Origin of the sequence: Paenibacillus chitinolyticus, assembly GCF_045038035.1 — a bacterium.
Lineage (GTDB): Bacteria > Bacillota > Bacilli > Paenibacillales > NBRC-103111 > Paenibacillus_F > Paenibacillus_F chitinolyticus_A.
The window spans coordinates 2,242,430-2,267,564 of sequence record NZ_CP173427.1 but is presented as its reverse complement, the minus strand read 5'-3'; the positions used below and the strand labels follow the sequence as shown (position 1 = coordinate 2,267,564).

At 55.9% G+C, this 25,135-nt stretch carries 26 protein-coding genes; 6 read left to right on the top strand and 20 right to left on the bottom strand.

Features of this window, described 5'->3' with window-relative positions:
- Positions 1-40: 40 nt before the first annotated feature.
- Positions 41-589, bottom strand: a complete 549-nt coding sequence (locus ACI48J_RS10440; RefSeq protein WP_405082679.1) for a hypothetical protein — start codon at positions 587-589, stop codon at positions 41-43.
- A gap of 261 nt (positions 590-850) precedes the next feature.
- On the opposite strand from ACI48J_RS10440, the gene ACI48J_RS10435 reads away from it, so the two are divergent.
- On the top strand, positions 851-1,966 hold the full coding sequence (locus ACI48J_RS10435; protein WP_405082678.1) for an aminopeptidase: 1,116 nt from the start codon (positions 851-853) through the stop codon (positions 1,964-1,966).
- Between the two features lie 223 nt (positions 1,967-2,189).
- On the opposite strand, the gene ACI48J_RS10430 is transcribed toward ACI48J_RS10435, so the two are convergent.
- The 3 genes from ACI48J_RS10430 to ACI48J_RS10420 form a co-directional block, all read right to left on the bottom strand.
- A complete protein-coding gene (locus tag ACI48J_RS10430) occupies positions 2,190-2,339 on the bottom strand; it encodes a hypothetical protein (protein ID WP_405082677.1) in 150 nt (49 codons plus the stop codon).
- Between the two features lie 236 nt (positions 2,340-2,575).
- A complete protein-coding gene (infC, locus tag ACI48J_RS10425) occupies positions 2,576-3,064 on the bottom strand; it encodes a translation initiation factor IF-3 (RefSeq protein ID WP_405083203.1) in 489 nt (162 codons plus the stop codon).
- A 180-nt stretch (positions 3,065-3,244) separates the two neighbouring features.
- Positions 3,245-4,966, bottom strand: a complete 1,722-nt coding sequence (locus tag ACI48J_RS10420; RefSeq protein WP_405082676.1) for a L,D-transpeptidase family protein — start codon at positions 4,964-4,966, stop codon at positions 3,245-3,247.
- Between the two features lie 218 nt (positions 4,967-5,184).
- Here ACI48J_RS10420 and ACI48J_RS10415 point away from each other — a divergent pair, with 218 nt between their 5' ends.
- A complete protein-coding gene (locus tag ACI48J_RS10415) occupies positions 5,185-5,316 on the top strand; it encodes a hypothetical protein (protein WP_009672691.1) in 132 nt (43 codons plus the stop codon).
- Between the two features lie 84 nt (positions 5,317-5,400).
- On the opposite strand, the gene ACI48J_RS10410 is transcribed toward ACI48J_RS10415, so the two are convergent.
- Entirely contained in the window at positions 5,401-5,778 is a 378-nt protein-coding gene (locus ACI48J_RS10410) for a PH domain-containing protein (protein WP_405082675.1), read from the bottom strand.
- 67 nt (positions 5,779-5,845) lie between these two features.
- Positions 5,846-6,922, bottom strand: coding sequence for a DUF3900 domain-containing protein (locus ACI48J_RS10405; protein WP_405082674.1), 1,077 nt, complete (start codon positions 6,920-6,922; stop codon positions 5,846-5,848).
- 196 nt (positions 6,923-7,118) lie between these two features.
- Here ACI48J_RS10405 and ACI48J_RS10400 point away from each other — a divergent pair, with 196 nt between their 5' ends.
- Both ACI48J_RS10400 and ACI48J_RS10395 read left to right on the top strand, forming a co-directional pair.
- Positions 7,119-7,370, top strand: coding sequence for a hypothetical protein (locus ACI48J_RS10400; RefSeq protein ID WP_405082673.1), 252 nt, complete (start codon positions 7,119-7,121; stop codon positions 7,368-7,370).
- A gap of 258 nt (positions 7,371-7,628) precedes the next feature.
- Positions 7,629-9,032: a hypothetical protein gene (locus tag ACI48J_RS10395; RefSeq protein WP_405082672.1), complete on the top strand. Its 1,404-nt coding sequence runs from the start codon at positions 7,629-7,631 to the stop codon at positions 9,030-9,032.
- A 60-nt stretch (positions 9,033-9,092) separates the two neighbouring features.
- On the opposite strand, the gene ACI48J_RS10390 is transcribed toward ACI48J_RS10395, so the two are convergent.
- The 7 genes from ACI48J_RS10390 to ACI48J_RS10360 all read right to left on the bottom strand — a co-directional run bounded on the left by ACI48J_RS10390 (position 9,093) and on the right by ACI48J_RS10360 (position 16,068).
- Positions 9,093-9,473 carry an ArsR/SmtB family transcription factor gene (locus ACI48J_RS10390; protein WP_405082671.1) on the bottom strand — a complete coding sequence of 127 codons (381 nt, stop codon included), beginning with the start codon at positions 9,471-9,473 and terminating at the stop codon, positions 9,093-9,095.
- Between the two features lie 54 nt (positions 9,474-9,527).
- The gene (locus tag ACI48J_RS10385) at positions 9,528-10,124 is read right to left on the bottom strand and encodes an NAD(P)H-dependent oxidoreductase (RefSeq protein ID WP_405082670.1); all 597 of its coding nucleotides are present in this window, start codon (positions 10,122-10,124) and stop codon (positions 9,528-9,530) included.
- Positions 10,125-10,266: 142 nt separating this feature from the next.
- Positions 10,267-10,746, bottom strand: coding sequence for a hypothetical protein (locus tag ACI48J_RS10380; protein ID WP_405082669.1), 480 nt, complete (start codon positions 10,744-10,746; stop codon positions 10,267-10,269).
- A 111-nt stretch (positions 10,747-10,857) separates the two neighbouring features.
- Complete coding sequence (locus ACI48J_RS10375; protein ID WP_405082668.1) at positions 10,858-11,403, bottom strand: TetR/AcrR family transcriptional regulator; 546 nt, start codon at positions 11,401-11,403, stop codon at positions 10,858-10,860.
- A gap of 251 nt (positions 11,404-11,654) precedes the next feature.
- On the bottom strand, positions 11,655-12,572 hold the full coding sequence (locus ACI48J_RS10370; RefSeq protein ID WP_405082667.1) for an alpha/beta hydrolase: 918 nt from the start codon (positions 12,570-12,572) through the stop codon (positions 11,655-11,657).
- 342 nt (positions 12,573-12,914) lie between these two features.
- Positions 12,915-13,586 carry a uracil-DNA glycosylase gene (locus ACI48J_RS10365; RefSeq protein ID WP_405082666.1) on the bottom strand — a complete coding sequence of 224 codons (672 nt, stop codon included), beginning with the start codon at positions 13,584-13,586 and terminating at the stop codon, positions 12,915-12,917.
- 16 nt (positions 13,587-13,602) lie between these two features.
- Positions 13,603-16,068, bottom strand: coding sequence for a DNA topoisomerase 3 (locus ACI48J_RS10360; protein ID WP_405082665.1), 2,466 nt, complete (start codon positions 16,066-16,068; stop codon positions 13,603-13,605).
- Between the two features lie 296 nt (positions 16,069-16,364).
- Here ACI48J_RS10360 and ACI48J_RS10355 point away from each other — a divergent pair, with 296 nt between their 5' ends.
- Positions 16,365-17,354, top strand: coding sequence for a BadF/BadG/BcrA/BcrD ATPase family protein (locus tag ACI48J_RS10355; protein ID WP_405082664.1), 990 nt, complete (start codon positions 16,365-16,367; stop codon positions 17,352-17,354).
- 162 nt (positions 17,355-17,516) lie between these two features.
- On the opposite strand, the gene ACI48J_RS10350 is transcribed toward ACI48J_RS10355, so the two are convergent.
- Genes ACI48J_RS10350 through ACI48J_RS10325 form a run of 6 tightly spaced genes read right to left on the bottom strand, consistent with a single transcriptional unit; the run spans position 17,517 to position 21,918 of the window.
- Positions 17,517-18,053 carry a peroxiredoxin family protein gene (locus ACI48J_RS10350; RefSeq protein ID WP_405082663.1) on the bottom strand — a complete coding sequence of 179 codons (537 nt, stop codon included), beginning with the start codon at positions 18,051-18,053 and terminating at the stop codon, positions 17,517-17,519.
- A 6-nt stretch (positions 18,054-18,059) separates the two neighbouring features.
- Positions 18,060-18,800: an ABC transporter ATP-binding protein gene (locus tag ACI48J_RS10345; protein WP_326056965.1), complete on the bottom strand. Its 741-nt coding sequence runs from the start codon at positions 18,798-18,800 to the stop codon at positions 18,060-18,062.
- On the bottom strand, positions 18,793-19,611 hold the full coding sequence (locus ACI48J_RS10340) for an ABC transporter permease (protein WP_405082662.1): 819 nt from the start codon (positions 19,609-19,611) through the stop codon (positions 18,793-18,795). Before ACI48J_RS10340 ends, ACI48J_RS10345 begins: the two co-directional genes overlap by 8 nt.
- Positions 19,608-20,174, bottom strand: a complete 567-nt coding sequence (locus tag ACI48J_RS10335; RefSeq protein WP_326056961.1) for a nitrous oxide reductase accessory protein NosL — start codon at positions 20,172-20,174, stop codon at positions 19,608-19,610. Before ACI48J_RS10335 ends, ACI48J_RS10340 begins: the two co-directional genes overlap by 4 nt.
- Positions 20,171-21,538, bottom strand: a complete 1,368-nt coding sequence (locus tag ACI48J_RS10330; protein ID WP_405082661.1) for a nitrous oxide reductase family maturation protein NosD — start codon at positions 21,536-21,538, stop codon at positions 20,171-20,173. The genes ACI48J_RS10335 and ACI48J_RS10330 overlap by 4 nt, the downstream gene beginning before the upstream one ends.
- Positions 21,535-21,918 carry a FixH family protein gene (locus ACI48J_RS10325; RefSeq protein ID WP_405082660.1) on the bottom strand — a complete coding sequence of 128 codons (384 nt, stop codon included), beginning with the start codon at positions 21,916-21,918 and terminating at the stop codon, positions 21,535-21,537. The genes ACI48J_RS10330 and ACI48J_RS10325 overlap by 4 nt, the downstream gene beginning before the upstream one ends.
- Before the next feature lie 193 nt (positions 21,919-22,111).
- Here ACI48J_RS10325 and ACI48J_RS10320 point away from each other — a divergent pair, with 193 nt between their 5' ends.
- Positions 22,112-22,459, top strand: coding sequence for a hypothetical protein (locus tag ACI48J_RS10320; RefSeq protein ID WP_326055118.1), 348 nt, complete (start codon positions 22,112-22,114; stop codon positions 22,457-22,459).
- A 240-nt stretch (positions 22,460-22,699) separates the two neighbouring features.
- On the opposite strand, the gene ACI48J_RS10315 is transcribed toward ACI48J_RS10320, so the two are convergent.
- The gene (locus ACI48J_RS10315; RefSeq protein ID WP_405082659.1) at positions 22,700-25,135 is read right to left on the bottom strand and encodes a TIM-barrel domain-containing protein; all 2,436 of its coding nucleotides are present in this window, start codon (positions 25,133-25,135) and stop codon (positions 22,700-22,702) included.

Below are 25,135 nucleotides of genomic sequence, written 5' to 3'. Positions count from 1 at the left end.
CGGCTGGGACGCTTGTGAATTGACCTGCGGTTAATTTTTTTTAGACTTCAACGCTTTCCCCGTTTTCTCCGATAAAGTCCAGTCGGTCTCCGTAAGCCAGCAGCTTGCCCGGAAGCGGTACGCCGAACCGTCTCCAGACGAGCAGCCGGACCTTCCGGATCCATTCGTCGAAGCCTTTGTACCCCGCAAACATGGCTGCATAACGATCGTTCATCATGATAAAATAAGGGCTGGCGTATTTGTCGGTCAGAAACCGGAGCGACGTGTCGACGGGCGTATATTTCTTGCGCTTGCCTTCCCACGTGTCCACCGTGTATCTCTCGGCGGGCAAGTCCCGGAGCAGCTCTTCCAGCAGCTTTACCCGTTTGTGATACGCGGCCGCGCAGGGTACGCCCATCCGCTTCAAGCTTTCTTCATGCTGGGGATAAAAGACGACTTTTCGGAATTTGCGTTCGTCCGCGATCGCTTCCACCATACCGGCTTCGTGTTCCGACCAGTCTTCAAACGTTTCAAAAATGAGCAGTGTTCCGCGCTGAGCGGGCGGCTCTTCTTCGTATCCAAAAGGCACCATCGTATTGCCTCTCGCCATTTGCGAACGCCTCCTTGTGGCCGTTTTCGTTTAGCCTTGCGTGGTTGCTTTCATTTTACCCGAAACGGTCCCTGAACACACTGTAATCTCAGGCGCACGGCAGATTTAACGAAATAATTGACCACCAGAAGAATGTATGTTCCATATTTCACACTATTTTTGGAGCCGTCTTCTACACATCCCCAAAATGTACTATAATGGGAAGAAGCATGCTTTCAGTACCCTGTACTGACATTTTTTACATAGAAGGAGTTCCTGTCCATGAGAGATCCAAGAATGGTTACATTTGCACGCAACATTATCCGCTATTCGGTTGAACTTCAGCAGGGCGAAAATATCCTGATCGAGTTGATCGGCGTTAAAGATCCGGAGCTCGCGAAGTGCTTTATCGAAGAAGTGTACGCGGTCGGCGGCAATCCAATCGTCGAACTCCGCGATCCCGCGATCAACCGCAGCATGATGCTCGGTGCTACCCGCGAAACGCTCGAGAAAAAAGCCGAGATCGAACTAAGCCGCATGAAAGAAATGCAGGCTTACGTGGCCGTGCGCGCCGGCGACAACGTGACGGAAACCGCGGACGTTCCGGAAGACCGCTTGAAGCTGTACATGAGCGTGTACTCCAGACCGGTGACCAACCAGCGTGTCAACCATACGAAATGGTGCGTCATGCGCTATCCGAACGGCTCCATGGCCCAACTGGCCAATACAAGCACCGAAGCGTTCGAAGACTTCTACTTCCAGGTGTGCAACCTTGACTACAGCAAAATGGAAACGGCGATGGAACCTCTCGTTCAGCTCATGAACCGGACCGACAAGGTACGCCTTGTTTCTCCGGGCACCGATCTTTCGTTCTCCATCAAAGACATTCCGGCGATCAAGTGTTGCGGCAAGCGCAACATTCCCGACGGCGAAGTGTACACCGCTCCCGTGCTCAACACCGTAAACGGTATCATTTCGTATAACACGCCGACTGTTTACTCCGGAACTTCTTTCGAGAACGTCGTCCTGAAATTCGAAAACGGAAAAATCGTAGAAGCGACGAGCAACAACTCCGTCCGCATGAACGAAATTTTGGATACGGATGAAGGCGCACGTTATATCGGTGAATTTGCGATCGGCGTGAACCCGTACATTCTGCACCCGATGAAAGATACCCTATTCGATGAAAAAATCGACGGCTCCATTCACTTCACGCCGGGACAAGCTTACGAAATCGCCGACAACGGCAACCGCTCTTCCGTTCACTGGGATATCGTGCTTATCCAGCGTCCCGAATACGGTGGCGGCGAAATCTGGTTCGACGACGTGCTTATCCGCAAAGACGGACGTTTCGTTATTCCCGAGCTGGAGTGTCTGAACCCCGAAAACTTGAAATAAGCAGCACCTTTAACCCAGCGGCGAAACGCGCCGATACGGCGATTGCGCAGCGCATTACGAGACAGCTTCACCCATCCGGGTTGGAGCTGTTTTTTTGAACCCGTACATGCAAAAGGATGGAAGGAGCAGCCTCCCGGCGGCCCAAAGGGGCCTGGGCGTCACAATCAAGCGATGGAGAATCCAATCGAAAAGCGCTTGGCTTCATCTTGTCGGTTCCCGGCGGCTAGACGGCCGTTGGCACGAGCAAACCGGACCGCTGGGTGCAGAACGCCCGGCCGGGCAGGTCCCGCTTCCGCGGGGAGAACCGGAAACGATCCGCGCTCGCCGGAAGGAAATTGCCCGTCACGACCGGATCGGGCGATGTGAACGGCAAAAGAGCAGTCTCCCTGATTCGAAAGGGAGACTGCTCTTTTGTTTTTTTTGCCGGGACGCAGAGAACACGCCGGATTGCGCGGGACGCCGTCTGCGCTGCAAATGCAGCGTAATTTTACGTACGGCTTCCGCATGGCGGGGTTCGTCACAGGACAATCCCGCGCTTTTAGTTTTCGTGCCTGACTCAGTGCCCGGAAACCATGCGTTCACTTCTGAGCCGGATACCGGAGGCAATTTCTATGACGGATTGACGCGTACTGCTGCCTGCTTGCCGCTGACCTGGATGTTCGTCTCCTTCGTGCCGGCGGCGGACAAGTCCTTAGCGAGCCGTTCCAGAAGCTCCTTCGCTTTCGGTCCTTCTTTGCCCTGGATGCGGACGACGAGCTGTACGGCGTTCCCGGAAGCCAGAAGCTTCTCGGCCTGCCTCTGTTTCGTTTCGTAGTCGTGGTCCTCGATGTGAACGGTGAGTCTAAGCTCCTTCACTTTCAGAGGCTTGTCCTGACGGCGGGCAGCCTGCTTGTCTTTCTGGACCGCCTGTTTCGCCGTGCCGCGGGCGGCAAGCTTGCAGGGGGGCGGGCTGCTCATCAAAGACGTGCAGACCAGATCGGCGTCCGCTGCCTTCGCCAGTTTCAGCGCTTCTTCCCTCGGCATTACTCCGAGTTTTTCCCCGTTCAAGCCCGTAAGCTCCACCTCGGCCGCTTTTATTTTCTCGTTCATTATAAGCATCATAAGTTCCTCCCGGATGTTGTGTGTCCGGAAACTTCCGCCGTTATATTGCTGCGCTATAGAACCGGTTCGTTTCCGTATTCTCCTTCTTCCTATTGTAGGGGATACGGGAAGGAAATACAAAGCGCCCGGCAGGGAAACTCCCCTCTCCGGACGCTTGTAATCAAATAGCGGATGCAGTCAGCCGAGCCAGTGGAACACGGTCCCCGCCGGGGCTCGCTCCCGCACGGCAGGCGCTCCCGGAGGGCGCAGCGCCTCGGCAGCCGCCGCGAGTTCCAGCCCGCCGGCGACGGACGCCGTGCCCTTTACAGGCGCCCCGCCCGAGGCGGCAACGGCTGCGGGCCCGGCTCCTGCCGCAGGCGCAGCCCCAGATGCGTGCAGGGCATCGGCGGCGGGCGCAGGTCCGGGCGCGGACAATCCGCCGACCGCAGGCGCAGCATCGGCGATGCGGACCGCGCTGCCCTTCGGCACGAGCGCGAACAGCGCCTGCATGTCGGCATCGCCGACCCGGATGCAGCCGAGCGAGCGCCCGGCGCCGACAGAAGCGGCATCGGCCGTGCCGTGCACCGCGATGGCGCCCAGACCCAGCGCCGCAGCGCCGTACACGCCCGGCGTCCTGCCCGCAGGAGCGAGGACCCGCTCCCGCACGGCGAACGTGCCGTCCGGCGTCGGCGACTCCGGACGGCCGATTCCGGCGCGGGCCTCCAGCACCGCGCCTCCGGCAGTTAAGAGCAAGCGGTGCTCCCGCTTGCTCACGGTCACCCGCACAGGCTCGAACGGGACGTTCGCCTGTGCGGCAGCGCTTGCGGGAAGGATGATACCCGCAAGCGAAGCCCCCGGCAGGTTCGGCGTCAAAGCCGAACCCGCGTCTCCGGCGGCGGGCCGGTAGACCCACCCGCCTCCGCCGTCGTAAGACGGGCTCACCCGGGTTGAGCCCGTCACGGCTTCCCGCGGCACGAAGCTGAGGTAATTTCCGGGATAATCGCGGACCAGCTCGTCCAGGCTTGCCGGAAATTCCCCTCCGTGGTCCGCCGCGTAGGCCCCGAGCGCCGTGCGGATGAGCTGGGCGCCTACCCGCGTCAGCACCTGAGCGCGCGGCGCGCCTTCATCCAGATAGGTGATCTCTGCGGTTTTACGGAGCGTCGGCGCATATTCCGCCGCCGCGAAAGCGCCCTTCACTTCGGCGGGGTCCTTGACCGGGACCGCTTGCCCGTCCTTACCCGGGAAAGCCTCTTGTCCGGTCAGACGGACGACGTAAATAACCCGGCTTTTCTGCGGATTCCGCCCGATAAGAAGCTCCATCTCCTCCCGGAGAATCGTCTCCGTCCGGGCGTTGTCCGTGTCAGGGGCAACCCTCAGAAGATAAGGCCGTTCATCCGGTTTCACGCCGGAAAATTCCTCCGGGCGTAAAGAAGCAGCTTCCGGCGAGAAGCTGCTTCTTTCTTGAGGCTGTACCGCATGCGATTCGTAGCTTGAGGGCGTTCCGTTTTCCGCGGCGGAAGCGGTCTGTTTGTTTCCTGCTCCCGAGAGGAGAACGACCAGCAGGACCAAATTGATGACGATGAGCGCATAGAGGAAAGTCCGCAAAAATTTGTTGAATTTGCTTCCCGTCGCCGCTTCCAGCTCTTTGCGGACTCCCGCCAGATCGTTTTCCTCCCGCTTCGCCAGCTCGTGCACAGCCCGGTTGGCGTCGGAGTAAAACGGGGAGGGGTACGTTTTCATCACCTCTTGATAATGAAAAAGCGCCCTGGGCAGGTTCCCCTGCTCCCTTGCCCGCTCTCCCATGCGAAAATGTGCTTCGGGAGACGTTTTATCGGCATAGCGGATCACTTTATCGAAATACTGCGGGTCTCCCCGGCTGATGTACAAATTTTTGTTGACCCGCACCAGCTGCGGTTCCAAAGGATGCGAAAACCGGTTCGTCGCTCCTCCTGTTTGCTTTGATGAGAGATGAATAGGCTATTCGATACATATTGTATCAACATAAATACAATTTGTATAGTTAGAATCGTACGCCAATTTTTGCGCGCGGTTCTTCGCTATTTTTCTCATTATTCCGCCTTCGTTCGGTGCATGAATTGTTCACCGTGCAAGCAAACTAACAACCGGAGGTGGATTCCATGGCAGGAAGAAACAGCAAGCCCAAAAATCGCGGTCCGGCCAGTCATCCGGGCAGACTCGACCAGTTCGGCGACAAGCTGGCCGACGGCAAAGGTCCAGAACCGAAGCCCGAAAACGTTTTAGGGGAGTAACTTCTTTTCTCCGCAGGATTCCGTCTTCACACGAAAAAAGCCTTCCGGTCCTTTCGGTCCGAAGGCTTTCTTTGTTTATGCGTTTTATCCCAATACATAGCGGCTGAGCATCGCGTACACGTCGTTAATGTTGGCGCTTTTGTTAAATTTCTTGACGATAGGCTCGTGGGTGCTCGACAGCCAGATTTTCAGCTCGGCATCCAGATCGAACGTTCCCGCGCTCTCTTTCGCGAACCGGATAATACTTTTGTAAGGAACGGACATGTATTCGACCTTGGAGCCCGTCACCCCTTGCTTGTCGATCAGAATGAGGCGCTTGTTCGTAAAAACGAACCCGTCCCGGATGATTTTGTACGCGATCTGCACCTGCTCGCCCGGAATAAGAAACGGCTCCAGTTCCTTCTGAAGCTTCTCCGGAGACATTTCCGAAGCGTTTCCCAATAAACCGTCCAAGATCCCCACAGCTCATCAGCTCCCTTGCCCATAATTCTTATTTTAGCACACCCCGTACCGGGGAGGAGCCGCCTTTTTAAAAATCTCCGCCGTCTGCGTCCTGCGCGGCTTCGCGTTCCAACCGTGCCAGAACGGACTGGATATCTTCGGGCTGAAGCAGCTCCACGGGTGAAACTCCCTTCTCGAAATGGAGGGAGCTTCCGCTCAGCAGGACGACATACTGATCGCCGAACTTAGCAAAATGTACTTTTCTCCCGTAATCCGCGAGCTTCCCTTTTACGGTCAAATGATCGAGCTTAAACGTCATGCCCAGATCCGGCTGCTGCTCCACCAGAAAGTTGGCAGCCTCCATGACAAGCTCAGGCGCCCATTTCTCCTGCAGCTCGCGCTTCTCGCTTGCCGCCCAAAGTTCAAGGTCCCTCTCCTCCGCTTCTTTCTGCTCGGGATGTGCTTCCAGCGTCTGCTCGATATGCTGCTGAACCAGATTGACAACCTGATGATTAAGCAGCTCCGGCATCGATTTTTCATACTCCACGAATTTAAGCAGATCCTCGAAATATTTGGCGTGCGACGGCTGATGAATTTTCAGCTCCCAGTCCTCAAGCATGCCGACCTCCGGCATATACGGATACTGGATCGCTTTCATATTTTTCGCGTTGATGGCCATTTCCACTTCATGCAGCAGACTGGATTCATCCGTAATGCGGGCTATTTTGGGCTCGAAATCGCATTTCATTACGAATACGAACGGCTCGTCGAAATACTGCGGCAGCTTGGCGCTGGCCGTAATGAACGCTCCGCTGCGCACCGAACTCGTCTGGATGTAAGCTCTTGCCAGCTCGTCGCTTTCTTTCAGAAAATCGTCTCGTGACGAGGCACTGCGAAGTCTCGCGAACATATTGTAGTTCGGATTCGTTTCGAGTCCGCACCCCGGTTCCGTTATAAATCGTCCGATTTTGGTCGGAACCTGTTCCGACTGCGGATTACGCTCCACTTTGCGTTTGGCCAGCCGGGCAAACTCGCCACCCAGAAACTGTTCGAGCGCACTGCCTTCGTAGGCATCCCCGTCCAAAGTCTGAAAATGACGGTAAGCCTTGCCCGTCCCTTCTTCGCGTATGACAAAAAATGAGATAAATTTCACTTCGAATTTCATGCTTTTTTCCCCTTTATCCGTTAACCTGCTGTCTAACCTTCTCTGATTGTAGCGAATCCCGCGATTTTTGACAAAAGAAACTGATTCCGGACAAAAAAAACTGCCAGGCCGTGTGATTATTGGAAGCCTCGACCTGTCTATATTGGTAGGAACGATAGAAAAAACGATTTACTATGGAGTTGGGGTGTACGATGAGATGATTTATGGAACGAAGTTGTTGGAAATGGATATCGAATTGTTCGCCGCAGCGCTTTCGCAGACCGAAGTCTACATCTGGGGAATGGATCACAACGATGTGTATGTCCAAATCGGACGAGGTTTTATCGAGAAATACAACCAGGACCAGGTGAAAATCCGTTCGAGCCTCAATAGCTGTACAATGATTTACTCCAGAGAAAAATGCGAATTCAGCGCCAAAACAGAAAGCGCGGAGGAGCAGCCTAAGTAAGCAAGCCAGCAAACCCGTATAAATAGAGATGAAATGAAGCCGACCCTACATACCTATACCTTACAAATTTGCACCTATTTAAATAGCAGGAACAACCTTTAGATGATAAATAACTATTCTTATTAACTGCTAAAAACCCCCTCGGGCGAGGGGGTTTCTTTTTGCTGCACGGACGGGCCGGATCGGCCCGGAACCTTCGTACGGGACCTGCATAAGCTGTAGCAGTACAGGATGTAAGCCCAAGACGGAGGGATTCCCGTGAGCGTGGAACTGGTGGGACTGCATGTCGTTTATGTATGTTTTATTGCCCTTATTATCGGGTTTATGCTGTTTCGTAAAGACACGACGCCGGTTTGCCTGATCGGCATTTTCTTGCTTGGCCTCGCCGCTACCGGTTCTCTTCCCCAATCGGTCGGAGGCATTTTCACGAGCCTCATCTATGCCATGAAAGAGCTTCTGCCGACCATACTCGTTATCTCGGTCATCGTCGGCATGAGCCAGGTTCTTTCGTTGTCCGGCGTCAGCGACACGATGATTTCACCCGCGGCGAAGCTCATCCGCAGCCCCGGAGCGGCCTTCTGGATCATCGGCATCGTTATGATGACCGTTTCCTGGTTTTTCTGGCCGTCGCCGGCCGTTGCGCTGATCGGGGCCGTGCTGCTCCCGGCGGCGGTCCGGGCCGGTCTGCCGGCCATCGGGGCGGCCGTTGCCATGAACTTGTTCGGCCACGGCATCGCGCTTTCCGGCGACTACGTCATCCAGGCCGCCCCGAAGCTGACCGCCGACGCCGCCGGACTTCCCGTCGGCAGCGTCATGGAAGCTTCCATCCCGCTCGTCGCCGTGATGGGAGCGGTCACGACCGCGGCCGCTTTCTGGTTCCTGCGGCGAGATTTGAGAAGCGGCGCATTGAAGCCGGAAAGCGCCATCAAGCCGCCGGCGCCCCTCATCGGGAGCGCTTCTTCGGGCGGGAAGCTGCTGTCCGGCAGGCGGCGCCTGGTTCTCGCGGTCGCGATTCCCCTGCTGTTCGCGGCCGACATTGCGGCCATGTTCCGGCTGAACCTGCAGGGAGGGGAAGCGACCGCTCTGATCGGCGGGACGGCAGCCCTGATCCTGCTGCTCGTCTCGCTCATGGCCCACCGCCGGGGCGGGTTCGGTAAAACGACCGCTTACCTGGTTGACGGGTTTCATTTCGGCTTCAAGGTGTTCGGTCCCGTCATTCCGATCGCGGCCTTCTTTTACCTTGGCGACGCGGCTCTTACCGAGCTGTACGGGCATGTCCTCCCGGCCGCTTCACACGGGATCGTGAACGATCTCGGATTGGCGCTGGCCCAGTCCGTGCCCGTCCATCCGGCCGCAAGCGCCGTCACCCTGACAGCCGTAGGGGCTATCACCGGGCTGGACGGCTCCGGCTTCTCCGGCATCTCGCTGGCAGGCTCGGTCGCCCACCTGTTCTCATCCGCCCTCGGCGCGGGAGCCGCTACCTTGACGGCTCTCGGCCAAGTGGCCGCCATCTGGGTCGGAGGCGGCACGCTCATCCCGTGGGCGCTTATTCCTGCCGCCGCCATCTGCGGGGTCGATCCTTTCGAGCTGGCCCGGCGGAACCTGAAGCCGGTAATGCTCGGCCTGGCCGTCACGACCGTCGTCGCGATGTTCTTGATCTGATCCGGCGGAGAACATGTCGCTCCGGAATACTCTTGGCATCCTTCGGCAGCATGACGGCATCTAACGTTCGGCAGCGGCGCCGCCTTCGCAAGGCTGCCCTTCCCCTTCTTCCCCGCCCCCCGCTTCCGGCGGGCATTCTTTTTCGAACGCCGCGATAAGATCTTTCATGAGCTTCATGGCCGATCCCGCATCCAGCGCATAATATTTTTCCGTGCCCTGCTGACGGATCGTTACGATCTCCGCCTGCCTGAGCAGTTTCAGATGATGGGAAATGGCCGGTCTAGATAGGTGCGAATGTTCCGTGATGCTTTTGACGTTCATGGGCCCGTGCTTGCCGAGCAGCAGAATAATCTGCTGTCTGGCCGGGTCTCCCAACGTCCGGAACAGATTCGTACACTGCTCGAAGTATTCCATCGTAGTCCGTTCAGTTGTTCCGCTCATACGATCACATCTTTCTTCATCGATGCGGCCCAAGCGGATGTCGGAGGAGGACGTCTAGATCAGCTTGCGGCCGAGGTTCTCGGCTTTGTTCAGCCAGGATTTCCGCTTGTCCGCCGTAGATAATTTGAGCGATCCGAGCGTTGTTACGCGTACCGGCTTAAATCCGCTGAATTCGAGGGTCCCCTTCTTCATCACCTTGTGGCCGGGACTTCCGCCTATAGTCTGATAATACCATACCGGAGTGTCCATCGTCACAATGAGGCGGGCGCTCTTCCCCTTAAGCAGCTTTTCCCAGGTGATTGAATCCTTGCTTTTGTACTTAAAAGCGAAGCCCGGAAGAAATACGCGGTCGATCAACCCTTTGAGAAGAGCGGGCATGGACCACCACCAGGTCGGATACACAAACACGACGTGATCGGCCCAGCGGATCGACTCCTGGATTCCAAGCAGATCGGGCTCCAGCTCCGTCCGCTTTCTGTACCCGTAAGCCAGATTCGGATTGAAATCGAGATCGCTGATCTGGACGAAACGTATTTCCGCTCCGGCGGCGGTTGCCCCCTTGCGGTACGATTCCGCCAAAGCGGTGCAGTAGCTCTCCCGGTCGGGATGTCCTTGAATGATTAAAACGCGTGACGGTGCCTGTGTTGTCATAAGAAAAAACCTCCGTATAATCTTTAGGTTTATATGTTTAAACTTTTAAACCTTTAATCCAAAGATAATTCCCCTTCCTCTTTTTGTCAACCCAAAACTACGGCCGCTAAATCCGCAACAAAAAAAGCCTTCATGCGAAGGCTTACGAATTCCCGTAAATTTTCCGGTATTTTTCATTGAAAGTATCGATCCACTCCGAGTTAATCGGCCCGTTTTTAATTTCGTACAAGCGGTCCGTCAAAACATAAACGGTATCGTTATTTGCATAAATCAAGACCGTTTCGGATTTATCGCGAACGAGTTCAAATTCGAAAGCGGACCCGGAGTTCCTTAAGGCGGTAACCTCTTGACTCAGCGCTTCGTAGCCGACATGCTTTCTTTTCACTCTATATTGGCTTAAAAACGCGAGCAGCTCCTCCATCGGCTCCTTCTCTTTCGTTTCCCATTCAAACGGTTTGGCATCCGGCGCAGGCCGGTTCTTGCTAAAAGCCATCCAAGTCCATTCACCGGCATGAAGCGGAATTACATCCGTCATACTTTTTTCCCTGTACTCGTTCCAGTTGTAAAAAATGACACCAGCGGCAATCGCAAGCAGAAGCACGAGCCCGATTTTTTTAACCATGCTCCACCCCTTTACGGCCTTCGCCTTTTAGTTAACCATCTATTTACATATACGCGGATTTGAGGGATTTGTCGCGAGAAAAAAGGCGGCCTTTACTTAGGCCCCCTTCACTTATAAATTCCGCTCCAACAAAATTCCCACTTGTTCCGCGACGACCTGAGGCGGATCAGGTATCCCGTTCGTGAAATAGGATTCAATGATTCCTACTATAGCTGCTCCAAAAAATTGAACAAGCACCACTTGACTTAAGCCTTTATTTTTCCCCGCTTTCACATCCACTTCCCGCTTCAACTCGTCGATGACAAGCGCAAGAAACCGGCTGCGGAAATACGGGGAGCCTTTGCTTGCCAACATGATCGAAAAGAAGGAATAATGATTTTCAAAGTATTCAAACCATACGAGAAAAGCATCGACAAAACTCATTTCGGCCGTTGACTTACAGAGTTTCTCCAATTCGCTGATATGTTCGTCAATGAGCTTATCCAAAAGATCATATTTATCCAAGTAATGAGAGTAGACGGTTCTTCGGCCTACATTTGCCCGGTCGGCAATATCCTGTATGGTAATGTGATCTAAATTCTTTTCTGACAACAATTCAATAAAAGCCTTTTTTATGGCTTCTTGAGATTTGAGTATTCTTCTGTCCACTACAGTCACGAAGCGTCACCAGACTTTCTAAAAACCTTGTAAAAGGAGGAAATGATCCTGTTCTTTTTGATTATTACAAACATTGTGCCGGATGTAAATCCTGGATCCTGGACTAGATGACGTCAACTTTTACTCGATGTATGGTTCCCCGCGTGATCCGAAATCAAAACAAAGCCGTTTCCCAAGTTCTCTTCTCGGAAAACGGCTCTGTAATTAACGATAACCGATATAATCGCTGTTCTTTAGAAACGCATTGCGTATTACTTCGTTGAATTTTTCAGATTTTGACCAAAAAAATCCGTTAACTTAGTTACGGCTTGGCCTACATATTTCGGGATATCGTACATCGCAATATGCGTGGCCCCCTCTACCAGGAACATTTCTTTCGGTCCGTTCGACAAGGCGTAGAATTGGTCGCTGTAAACGCGTGTGTCAGCCTCGGTACCGACAATCACTAACATCGGTTGAGTCAGGTATGTGCTAATTTGACTCGATGCCGAGAACGACAAGAGCTTGCCGACACTCGTGAACAGGAACCGGTTCGTGGAATTAGGGTGCTGTGCTCTCGGCGTTCTATAGTAGCCATAAGCTTCACGCATCAGCACAGGGGTATGTTCATCCATGTCCTCAAGCGTATCGGGTGCCCAATTAAGCAGATGCGCTTCCGCTCCGTTCGCTTCTGCGGTGCGCTGCTTCGCAACCGCCTCAAGCGTCTGCAATTGTGTTTCTATGCTTTCTTCCCCCCGGAACATCGCACCGATATCGATTGCGCTGACAGTCGCGACCGCTTTAATGCGCCGTTCGGTTTGAGCTGCGGCTACGGCATAGCCGCCGCCTGCACAAATACCGAGCACTCCGATTTTTTCTTGATCGACAAACCGGAGAGCACTCAGATAATCGACCGCGCAGCGCACGTCTTCCACCCGCGCATACGGGTCTTCAAGCAAACGCGGCTCACCCCCGCTGTCTCCCTGATGAGACGCGTCAAACGCCAGCGTGACAAAACCTTGGTCCGAAAGCTTAGCGGCATACAGCCCCGCAGTCTGCTCTTTTACTCCCCCGCCCGGATGTACGCTGACAACGGCCGGATATAATTTGTTCTCGTCAAATCCTTCCGGAAGGTAAAGATGCCCCGCCATATTGATCTGATTATGTTTAAAGGATACTGTTTTTCTCATGTTTTTTCTCCTTTTCGTTTTTTTGGTATTCCGTACAACAATGAGATAATTCCACAAAAGTAATCGCACTATTGTGCATTAAGGAACACCTGTGTTTAATTATAATCGGAAGTAGGAGATCTTCAATGGCTAATCGACTGCGATTCGTGCACTAACGCACAAACGACGCAAAAGTGTGTACTTATTTTCAAGAAAGCCCGTAAAACGGCACGAGAGATGCAGCCCTTCGGAACAAACAAAAAAAACCGCGCATGCGCACGGCTTTCGAATGACGGATTAGTCGGATAAACTTGCCCTATTTACAAATAAATCTAAAAGTGCCGTGCTTCATACCGATCCCTATTATTCCGGCAGACACCAGTCAATCGGCTCGATTCCCTGTTCCCGAAGCCATGCGTTGGCTTTGGAATAAGGCTTGCTGCCGAAAAATCCCCGGTGGGCGGAAAGCGGACTCGGATGAGGAGCTTTGATGACGCCGTGCCGGTTCAAGTCGATCAGCTGCGTTTTGGATTGCGCGTGGCTGCCCCATAAAATGAAAATAACGGGTGTTTCTTTGCGGTTCAGCGTCTCGATGACTTTATCCGTAAATAGCTCCCATCCTTTTCCCTTGTGGGAATTCGCTTCACCGGCCCTTACGGTCAGCACGGTGTTCAAGAGGAGCACGCCCTGGTCGGCCCAGTGCTTCAAATACCCCGTTTTCGGGATCGGACAACCGATATCTTCCTTCATTTCCTTGAACATGTTTTTAAGGGAAGGCGGGGCGGGTACGCCCGGTTTGACGGAAAAGCTCAGGCCGTGCGCCTGACCGGGGCCGTGATAAGGGTCCTGCCCCAAAATAACCGCCTTCACATCCTTGAACGCCGTATAGTGCAGGGCGTTAAAGATATCGTGCATCTCCGGATAGATCGTCCGCTCCGCGTATTCCTGCTTCAAAAACTCTCTCAGCTTCAGATAGTATGGTTTCTCGAATTCCTCCGACAGTAACTCTGCCCAGTCGTTTTTCAAGATCGTCATCGCTTACTTCTCCTTCCTATTCCTCCGTTTCCAGTCTTCCGGTCGACGGATCGGCAAGCACAAGTCTGGCGGAAACTTCCTCTCCGCCCTGCCGTTCCAGTTTGAGCTTGGCGGTTTTGCCTTTTTCCAGAAGCGCCTTCACTTGGGCATCCGTCAGGCTCCGTCCGAAGCTTTCCTTCCAGATCACGAAGGTACAGCCGGTCTTGTAATGGGAACAGCCATATCCTTTCTTACCCATAAAAATGGTTCCGCCGCAGCCTGGCCGAGGACAACCGCCGACCACGCGCGGCCCGTCCGCCGGTCTAGCGGCAACCTGTGCGGCGGATGCCCCGCGGGAGCTCCGGCCGGAAGTCTGCCCCCTGGCAGCCCGGGAGTTCGGCGCGGCTGCCTCCGCTTCCGCAGCCGCTCGCCCGGGCGCCTGTGCCGCTGTGACGCCGGCCGCATCGCTCCGGGCCGAAGACGCCCGGCCTGCCGGCGCTCCGCTTCCGCGGGCCGCGTTGCGTGCGGCTGCGCGCGCCTTGGGCGCCGTTCCCGCGGCTGCGCCTTCCGTGCCGGAGGCTTTGGCGCTCCGGCGCGTCTTGCCGGCCGCGGCCCGTCCGCCCGCTTTCCCGGCGGGCTCGTCGCCCTCGAAGGCGGTTCTCGCCGCGCGGTTCTGGACGCGGACTTTGTCAACGATGAGCGTGGCGAATTTTTTGACATTTCGCATAAACGTCTCATCGGACGCTTGTCCGCGTGAGATTTCATTGAGCCGGCGTTCCCACTGGCCCGTCATCTCCGGCGAAGTAAGCAGCTCCACGCCCGCCGCGCGGATCAGCTCCACGGCCGTCCGGCCTTTGGGCGTCAGCGTGATGCGCTTGCCCTGCATCGTGACATAGCCGACGTGCTTCAAGCGCTCGATGGTCGCCGCGCGGGTAGCCGGAGTTCCGAGACCGGAGTCTTTCATCGCGTCGCGCAGCTCTTCATCCTCGATCTGCTTGCCGGCGCTTTCCATCGCCTTCAGGAGCGTGCCTTCCGTAAAAGCTTTCGGCGGCTGGGTCTCCTTCTCTTTGGCCGCCGCATCCCTGCAGTGAGCGCCGAGAGAAGCGTTCAGAGAAAACGGCTCGGACGTTTCTTCTTCCTCGGCCTCTTCCTCTTCCTTTCCCTTATCGTCCTTCGTTTTTGCGCGTTTGCCGTCTTTCTTGGACTCGGGGTACAGCACTTTCCATCCGAGCTGCAGCAGCTCCTTGACGGTCGTCTTGAACGTTTCTTTCTCCACTTCCGTCAGAACGGTGTGCACCTTATACTCGGCGGCCGGATAAAACTGCGACAAAAACCGGCGCACGATCAGATCGTACACCTTCTGCTCATCCGCCGACAGACCGTTTGCCCGTTTGCCCGTCGGGAGAATCGCGTGGTGGTCTTCCACTTTGGCCGGGTTGCAAATCGCTTTATTGTTTTTGTGGACCAGATTCCGGTTGGCCTGGCGGACCCACTCGTCGTAGGCCGTTCCCTGGAGGGCCGAAAGCGTTTTGTGCATTTCGGGAATGTTCTGCTCTGTCACGTAATTCGAGTTCGTTCTCGGATACGAAATGACTTTGTGCTTCTCGTAGAGCGCCTGGGCCACGTCCAGCGTTTTTTTCGCCGAAAACCCGAGCTTGGCATTGGACTCCCGCTGAAGGAGCGTCAAATCATACAGCTTGAACGGATATTCCTTCGTATCTTTGACCTCGTAAGACGCGATGCGGGCCGGTTTTCCTTTTACTTTCGCCGCAATGCCCTCGGCCTTGGCCGGGTCCGTGATGCGCTCACCCTGCCACAACCCGCGGTATTCCGTCTGCTCCTGGGCGAAGAACGCCTCCACCTCGTAAAACTTCAAGGAGGAGAATTCTTCGATCAACTTTTGGCGGTCGTAAATGAGCGCCAGCACGGGAGTCTGAACCCGCCCGACGGATAAGAGCACATTATGCTTGGTCGTAAAAGCCCGTGATCCGTTCATGCCGATGATCCAGTCGGCTTCGCTCCGGGCTCGCGCGGCTCTGGTCAGATTTTCGAAATCGGAGCCGTCCTTCAGCTGCTGAAAGCCGCTGCGGATCGTTTCCGCGGTCAAGTCGGAGATCCACAGACGTTTGACGGGCTGCTTCAGTTTCAAGTGACGCTGAATGAGCGAGAAAATATGCTGTCCCTCCCGCCCCGCGTCGCATGCGTTGACGATTTTGTCGCACTGTTTGGCGACTTCCTTAATCACTTTGAGCTGATCTTTCGTCCGGGGATTCGGCAGCAGCTTGAATTCGTCGGGAATAATCGGCAGATGCTCGAAGCGCCATTTCTTATACTTTTCATCGTATTTATCGGGTTCCGCAAGCTCTATAAGGTGTCCAATGGCCCAGGTGATGATATAATCCGATCCTTCGATATACGTGCGTTTGTTCGCCGCTTTCGGTTCGATGACAGCGGCAATCGTCCGGCCCATATCCGGTTTTTCGGCAATCACAAGTGTTTTCAAAGGCTATCTTCCTATCTATGTATCTCGCCGCGTTTCCCGCAGTGCAAGACATCCATCTTTTTGTCGTTCCGGCGCCAGGTTCTTGTTTCTCGTACACTTCAGTATATCGGCCCGGGAGAATCCCTGCAAGAACGGAAGACGGGATAGAAGGATGTTCGGGATGAAAATTCCTCCGAAATCATGGTATGCGGCAGGTCTTGTCCGTCCTGGAAAAAAATTTTATAAAGGCATATTTCCAGGGTCTGGAATCTGGGTTATGATCCTTCTGAACGATTATTATCGGCGGGGGGGTTAACATGACCGGATTAACGACGAAAACGTTTCTTCTCGGAATGGACGGAGGCGGCACGCATACTCGGGTTCTTGCGGCGGATCTGGCCGGTAACGTGCTGGCCTACGCGGAAAAAGGCGCTTCGTCCGTCCACAAGGACGACCGTGCGCGGGAACATGTCCATGGTGCAATTCTGGAAGCGGTCGCACAAGCCGGCAGGACTTTGGATCAAGCGGCCTCGTTGACCGCGGGAATGGCCGGATACGACTCCGAATCCGATCTTCCCTGGGTTCGCGGGCTAACCGACGTGGAAGGGTTAAGCTGCCCCCGGCAGCTTGTGAACGACGCCGTTGTCGCTCACAGCGGCGCTTTGTTGTCCGAACCGGGGATCATGGTTATTTCCGGGACCGGATCGATCATTCTGGCCGTTACGGACGACAACAGGCACATCCGCAATTACGATTTGCATCATTACTCGGCAAGCGCGGCGCGTTTTCTCGGCTATGACGTCACATACGAGGCACTTGCGGGCAATTCGGACGAGTCGGATGCGGATTTGATCGCCGGCATATTGGATCACTGGGGGCTGGAAACGCTGGAAAGTTACTCCGAGCTCGCGTGCGCCGGCTTCATTGCCGACACCAAGGCGCGCAATAAAAAGTTCGGTGAACTGGCTCCCCTGATCACCGGAGAGGCTGTGAAGGGCAGCCGATTGGCCCGGACGGTCTGCGACCGCGCGGTTCACCAGATTTCGGTCGGCATCGAGCTGCTGGGTTCCCGTTTTAACGGAGAGACGGTTTCGGTGGCGGCTGCCGGAAGTGTCGTGAACAGCTCTTATTTCAAGCAAAAACTTGCGGAAAAATTAAGCGGCGGCAACCGCAAGACCTACCGCTGGCAGCCGTCCGCTTTCTCCCCCGCAGCCGGTGCTCTCCTGATGGGTTACCGGAGCCTCGGTATTCCCCTGACGGAGGAGCTGCTGGATAATCTGCGGCGGCATCCCGCCTGCGGATGCTGATGCCGATGCCGGACACCCCGGTGGTCTGCGCCGGACGGTATACAGCGGCGATATAAAGCGGATGAACGAAAAACTCCGGACCTACGGCGGTCCGGAGTTTTTTAGCGGCGGCTGTAAAAATATACGGACGGCTTCCCGGCTTAACCCGAAGCCAGCCTTCATTCATCTGCTCAGGCTTTGCAGCAGCTTCTTCACTTCCGCAGAGCTGGTCAGCTCACCCGGACGAACCGCCGCTATTTTGCCGTCGGGATCGATGAGGAAGGTGGCCGGAAGGCCGACGACCCGGTATTTCCGGGCGGCCTCGCCGCTCGGATCGAGCAGCACGGGAAATGCAAGGTTTCCCTGCATGGCGAATTCGTTCGCCGTTCCTCTCGATTCGCCTACGTTGACGGCAACTATTTCCACGTCCGGAATTCCTTCGAGGTAAGCTTCGTTCATACGGGGCATCTCATGCGTACAGGGGCCGCACCAGGAGGCCCAGAAATTAAGCAGCACGCCCTTACCCCGGTAGTCGGAAAGCGCGACGGAACGGCCGTCCAAACCGGTAACGGTAAAATCCGGCGCCATCGCACCGGCCCGGACGGCAACGGCAGTCTCCTTTGAATCCGCATGGAACAGGGTGTACGCCAGAGCGGCCGCGATCAGCCCCGCGATCAGCAGGACGGCTCCTCGCCGCAGCTTATGTGTCAAATCTCCCACCTCCCGCTAAATCCCGCCGTCCCCGCCGGTACGATAGCCGAACAGTTTGGAGAAGGCCGCCTGCAGCCCTTGAGGACCGTATGCTTCCCGGAAAGACTCGGCCGTTCCCTCTTCGGCTATGCGCCCTTCTTTCAGGAACACGACATGATCGGCGGCCGACTCCGCCACGCCAAGCTGGTGCGTGGAGAACAGAACGGCATGACCTTCCCGCTTCGCGTAGCGGACAAGCTCAACGAACGAGTCCATCCAGTAAGGATCGAGTCCGTTGGTCGGTTCGTCCATGATGAGCAGCGCCGGCTTGGCCAGCAGCGCTTGGGCGAACAGCAGCCGCTGCCGCATGCCTTTGGAGAAGGAACTGACCGGCTTGCGTCTCACCTCGGCCAGCCCGACCAGCTCCAGGGTTTCCAGCACTCTCGCTTTGGAAACCTTCCGCAGCGAAGCCCAGAATTGAAGGGTTTCCTCCGCCGACAACCCTTGTCCGAACAAATAGTCGTCCGGCATGTATCCGATCTGCTGCGCGTACGCCGTGCGGTTTTCTTTCCACTTGCGGCCGTTCACCTCGATAACCCCCGAAGTGGGCTGCGTAATACCGGCGATCATGCGCAGAATGGTACTTTTCCCGGCTCCGTTGCCGCCGCAGAGGGTCAGCACCTGTCCCCTGCTTATTCGAAGGTTGACCGAGTGGATAATCGGCTGCTTGCCGATTTTTTTGTGCAAGTCCGACACGTGCAGGACATTCTCAGCCACGGGAGCGCCCCCTTTCCCAGATCCAGTTGGCCAAGCCTGCGCATACGGCGATCCAGACCAGGCACAAGCCCATAAATACCAGGGATCCTTCCGGACGGCCGATCCAGCGGACCCACTCGTAATATTCGGGCCCCAGCGCCGCGCCGCCGCCGAGCTTCACGACGACAAACAGCCGGACAAGCTCTGCCGGGTTCAAAAACGTGAGCACCACAAGCGCGCTTTTGATCCAGACGTAAGGAAGCTGACCGAGAACGGCAATCAGCAGCGTCGGCCAGCCGATCACCGCGAAAAACCACACCGCCACACCTGCGGTTAGCGCCTGCCAGCGGTTTCTGGCAAACGTGCCCAGCACAAGCGCGATCGCAAGAAACAGCAGAACGAGCCCCGTGGAAAAGGCGAAAAACAATCCGAGCGTGGCCGGCTGCAGCCCTCTTCCGGTCAACGCTCCGACTACGCCCGTCAGGCCGTACCCGAAGGCAACGATGGTCAGCATGACCACGGTCAAACCCGTATATTTCCCGGCAATAAACGCAAAGGTAGCGAGCGGATACGTGGAAAGAAGCTGCCAGCTTCCTTCCTCCTTCTCCGCCGTTAGCGAAAACGAGCCCAGCAGAAGCGTCATAAGCGGAAGTAAATATAAGATCAGATTGAGCATGGAAGAGGTGGAGCTTGAATAGCCCTGTACGAAGCTTTGAGCGTTAATAAGAAGCAAGGACAGGCTGAATAAAGAAAAGAGGGCCATAAACGAATAGGCCCAAGGGTTTCTAAACCCGACTTTCACTTCGCGCAGCGCGATCGTCAGCACGTTCATTTGCCGTGCATTCCCTGGTCGCCGGCTTTGCCGCCGTGAGCGTCCTTATCTCCGCCTTCCGGCGTGACGCTGTGATCATGGCTTCCGCCCATGTTCATCATGCTTTTATTCTGTTCCCACGTGTGCTTGCCGAGATCCGCAGCCGTCATCACTTTGCCTTTTTTCTGGCTGTCCGCGAATTTCTGGGCTTCCGCTTTGTCCTTAAACGAATAAATGCCGTAAGCCATCGGGGATTTGAAGGAAGGATCGTACACGTAAGTCGCATCCTCATACTTGATCCACTCTTTGTTGTTGTAATCCCGGACAAACTGGACTTGGATGGAGTCCGCCGCATTTTTCCCTTTCCATTCGTTCATGCAGCCGAGATCGTCGAATTTGTAGGTTTTCCCGTCTTTCGTTTTGAGCTGGACGGCAAACGCGTCGTCTTTGATCTGCATGTTGCAGATCGCGCACTTATCCGTTTCTTCGTTGATGGGCTCCGCCTGATCCTTCGCTTTCCCGCATGCGGACAAAACCGTCAAAATCAGCAGAACACTCAGCAAAAACAAACCTTTTCTTTTCATACCCGTCTAACCCCCACATAATAAATTGTACTGATCGAAGCCAGCAGCAGCAGAAGCCCGAACACTAAAGTCGTATTCCCCGCCTCTCCGCTTAGCGGCTTTTGTTCCGGCCCTGTTCCGGGCTTCATCATAGGCGCTGCGTCCTTGGTCCAGCCTTCACGGTCGGAGGTGTACATACTTTCGAGAAACTGCATCCCCGGCGACTGAAAAAACAGCTGGTAAGCGGGAACCTCCCCCGTCAATCTTTGAAAAAAAGGATTCAGCGCATACGACAGCTCGCTGCTTCCGTCCCCGTCGCTGTCCAGACCGCGGAATGCTTCCCAGAAGTTGCCGCTGAATGCGTTGCTCTCGCTCTCATCCGCTTCCGCCTCGATTACGTTGCCGATAAAGCGGTTTCCGGTGAAACGGTTATTTTCCGACTCCAGAAACTGGACGCCCACGAAATTTTGCAGCACGTCGTTGTTAGCGAAATCGTTGGAGCCCGATTGCTCGACATAAAGGCCGACCCGGTTGCCCTCCACTTTGTTGCCGGTTACTTTCGAGTTATGTACGTCGAAGAACAGCAGTCCCTGCGAGTTGACGCTCTCGCTTTGTTTCGTAAAAGAATTGCCGGATACCTCGGCTTCCTTGACGCCCATGATCATGGCGCCCGTGACGTTGTACATGCCGGTGTTGCCCCGGACGACCGTCCCCTTCGTGTACATGCAGTGGATCCCGTACCGGGAACGTTCGACGGAGTTGGCCTCCACCATATTCCGGTGGCTGCTTTCCAGATAAATGCCGTCGTTCATGGAGCTTACTCGGTTGCCCGAGATCACGTTATCGTGCGCGTTGAAAAGATCGATGCCATTGCGTCTTTCGGACAGCTTGGCCGCTCCGCTTCCGGTCCGGACGACGGAATTATTCTCGATCCGGTTATGCCCCGTATCCCGCAGCAGAATGCCGAAAGCATCCGTGCGGATATCCAGCGAATGAAGCCAGGTTCCGCTTCCCTGGACCAGCACCGCGGGCATGTCGGAAGACGCCCCCTCTCCGTCCTGCTCGATCTGCAGGCCTTTCAGGGAAACATCGTCCGCCCGGACGGTGATAGCGGGCTTTCCGCTACCGTCCTTGTTCCTGACGACGGCGCCGCTCTGCCCCTCGATCGCGATGGGGCGGGCAATAACGGCCGGGCCCTCGTAGGAGCCTGCCGGGAGCCGGAGCAGACCGCCGGAAGGCGTACGGTCGATGAGCTGCTGCAGCGCGGCGGGCCGGGCCCCACCCGCGTCCGGCGGAGCCGCTTCCGCCCGCTGGTGAGGCAGCCATACCCCGGCGGCCAGCGCGGCACAGACGCACAGCCACAGGGGAATCAGCCGGGGCTTCATGAAACGTCAAGCACCTTTTTCTTGGTGATGTGCAGCACTCCCTGGTAGAGATGCACGTAAATGGCATATTTGCCGGGCTGATCGAACGTTTTCTCTATCGAGTAATTTCCGTCCCCGCTTGTTTTCGCATCCAGCAGTTCCGGAAGCCCGCTGTTGTCCGCCAAGCGGACGTCGAGCTGGACTCTCGCCCCCTCTTGTGTGGTTAATCCGGTAATCTGCGCCGTGACCACCGCTTTCTCGCCTGTTTTGACCGGTGAAGGATCGGTGACGAGATCGACTTTGACTTTGGCCGGGTCCTGTCCCTTAAGTTCGGACGAGCAACCCGTGACGGCAAACACCAGAAGAACGGCCAGCAGAAATCGGCTGATCGGTTTTAGCAAGGCAAGGCCTCCTTTCCTTTCGCTTCCATTATTCTTACACGCGGCTGCCCTTTTTAATATGACTCAACAGGGCTATTCTCGTTAACATTGTGTGAATAGTTTATTTTGTCCGGAACAAATAAGTTTTACTGCGGTTAATTTGTTGCGCGCCGGAAACATTAAACGGGAAGAAACAGACAAAGGAGACCTGCACATGTTTATGGTTTACGGAATCGCCCTCCTTCTGGGGGGGCTTCTGACGATCAACAGCATCTTCTCGTACCAGAGCAAACATATTGATCCTTCGCTCTGGCAAACCTTGTGGTTTCAGTGCAAAATGATCCCGCTGGTATTTGCGGCCAATGTCATGATCGGATACGGCGTGAAGTTCTGCTACAAGACGACGGGCAACCTGACCTTGTCCCTAGGCATATCCAAAGGCATCGAGATTTTTATCTGCGTGCTGATGGGTTACATCTTCCTGAAAGAAATTCCGAACTGGAAAACGTGGGTCGGCCTCGGTATCGTGGTCGGCGGCTTTGTGATCACCAAGCTGAAATAGCGATCCCGAAGCGGACTAAGCAGCAGAGGGACCGTCCGCACGAATCGGACAGAAGCGGGTGGATTCGGGCTTATCCCCGCCTGTTTTGTGCACAGCTGCCTCAGATGCTGCCGGGCTGCTCTCCGCCCCGTCAGCTCATTCGCGATACAGCGGTCATACACACGGGCGCACTAAAAAGCCCCGACCCCTGAAGGGGCCGGAGCTTTAGCGCCGGAAGCGGTCTGACCGTGCGCTGAACGATCAGGCGCGGATGTGCACAACTTGCTGCGGGGTGTCCGCCGTCCGGATCAGGATCTCTCCGGCAGCTTCGTCGTAAGCCCAGCCGTTTGCGGCCCGGTCTCCGCCGATCATGCCGGCATCCATACGCTGGAGGCCTTCTACCTCCGCAGGGGCGAATCCCGCGTGCATGATGCGGATCAGGAAGCTGCGGTCCGCGATTGGCAGCCCGCTGTGCTCGTAAACCCAAGCCAGCTTCATGCCTCCGTCCGCCGCTTCCGTAGACATGCGGATCTTATTGTACGCTCCCTGCTCGTACCCGTAAGTGATCCCGTCGTCTTCGTACACGGTTCCCTCGGCTCTGCCGCCGGACGCATAAACGTTCCACGTCAGAGCCGGTGCCGCTTCCTCGTCCGCATGCTGTTTAAGCGGCTCTTCCGCAAGAATAGCTCCCGCTTTGATATACATCGGCATAATGTGGAGCGGCGCGTGGGCGAGGATATGCTTCGGTCCCGCATGCTTCTCCCCGCTCCAGTAGTCGATCCACTCGCCCTCCGGGATATACACGGCGCGGTGCTCCGTATCGGGACGGTAAACCGGGGCGACGAGGACGCTGCTGCCGAGCAGGAACTGGTCGCTGAGGTTCGTCACCTGCGGATCGCGCGGATATTCCAGCACAAGCGGCCGCAGAATCGGCATCCCGGTCAAAGATGCTTCGTGGAACAGCGTGTATAATACCGGCATCCAGCGGTAGCGCAGCTCGATATAGGTGCGGCAGATGGCCTCGGTCTCTTCGCCGAACGACCACGGTTCCTGGCGGACGGAGTCGATCACGCTGTGGTTGCGGCAGAAAGGGAACAGCGCCCCCATTTGCGTCCAGCGGGCAAGCAGCTGTCCCGTGGAGTGATGCGCGAAGCCGCCGATATCGGGACCCGTGAACGGAATGCCGGACAACCCCAGGTTCAGCACCATCGGAATCGCCATCGCCATATGCTCCCAGAAGCTGCGGTTGTCGCCCGTCCATACGGCGGCATAACGCTGTATTCCGCTGTAGCCCGCGCGTGTCAGAACGAACGGCCGCTCTCCGCCCAGCTGCTCCCGGAGGCTTTCGAATGTCGCTTTGGACATCATCATGCCGTACAAGTTATGCAGTTCTTCGTGCGTCTTACTGTCTCCGTTATTGCCGTGGATGACATCGAGATCCATCGTTTTGGATTCGTTGAACACGGCCGGCTCGTTCATGTCGTTCCAGATTCCCGTGATGCCGAGGTCCACGTAGAACTTGTGCTTCTCCCCCCACCATTTGCCCACGGCGTCTTCGGTGAAATCGGGGAACGCGCTTTTACCGGGCCATACGTCTCCGATAAACAGCTCGCCTTCCAGCTTTTTGCAAAAATAGCCGTTCTCGATCCCTTCCCGGTAAATCGGGTATTTGGGATCTTTTTTTACGCCGGGATCGACAATCGGCACGATGCGCATGCCGAGCTTTTTCAGCTCCGCCATCATTCCTTCCGGGTCCGGGAAACGGTCCTTGTCGAACGTAAAGACGCGGTACTGATCCATGTAATGGATATCGAGATGAATGACGTCGCACGGGATGTTTCTCTCGCGGAAGGTGCGTGCCAGCTCCAGCACTTCCTGCTGGTTCATATAGCTGTAACGGGACTGATGATAGCCAAGGGACCATTTCGGCGGCATGGAGATGCGGCCCGTCAGCTTCGTGTAACGGCCGACGACGTCTTTGGGCTGAGGACCGAAAATGAAGTACAGATCGTACTCCCCGGTCGTGCATTGAATCGTAAAAAGATCGGGATGCGTGCGCATATCGAAATCAGTGCGGCCGGGATTGTCCAAAAACAGCCCGTACGTCCCGGTTTGATGCATGTGAATGAGCAGAGGGATCGATTCGTACAGCGCTTCGATTTCCGGCACATGCGGCGCGAACACGTCGGAGTTCCACATCGCATAGCGCTCTCCCCGCTTGTCCAGGAAGCTCGTTTTCTCCCCGAGGCCGTAAAAATGAGAGTCCGTCCCCATCACATAGGAGCCGCTCAGCGAACCGCGTGTCGTCCACGAAAGCGTGGGCTGCTTCATCAGAAGCTCGCCTTCCGGCGTTTGAACCGTCAAAGCGAACGTTTCTTTCTCGACGATCAGGCGCAGCGCGGAAGTGCGGAATTCGAACGCTTCCGGGCTTTCCGTCCGGTCGGCTTTAACCGGTTGAAACGATTCCGCCAGTACAGCGACGGTCGCGGCCTTAAATTCCGGCTTATTCCCGTGGAACAATTTGATCCGGAACAGCCCGTTTTCCAAAAAAGTCAGCAGCACATTGGCGTGCTGGCCGTGAATAAGATATGAATCGTCCAGCTCCGTTACGTGTGTAGCGCGTCCGGGTGCTTTAGGGGCCACTTCCAGCACCGTATCGATGGATTTGTCGGGATGAATGGTTTCGCTCGTTTGCAT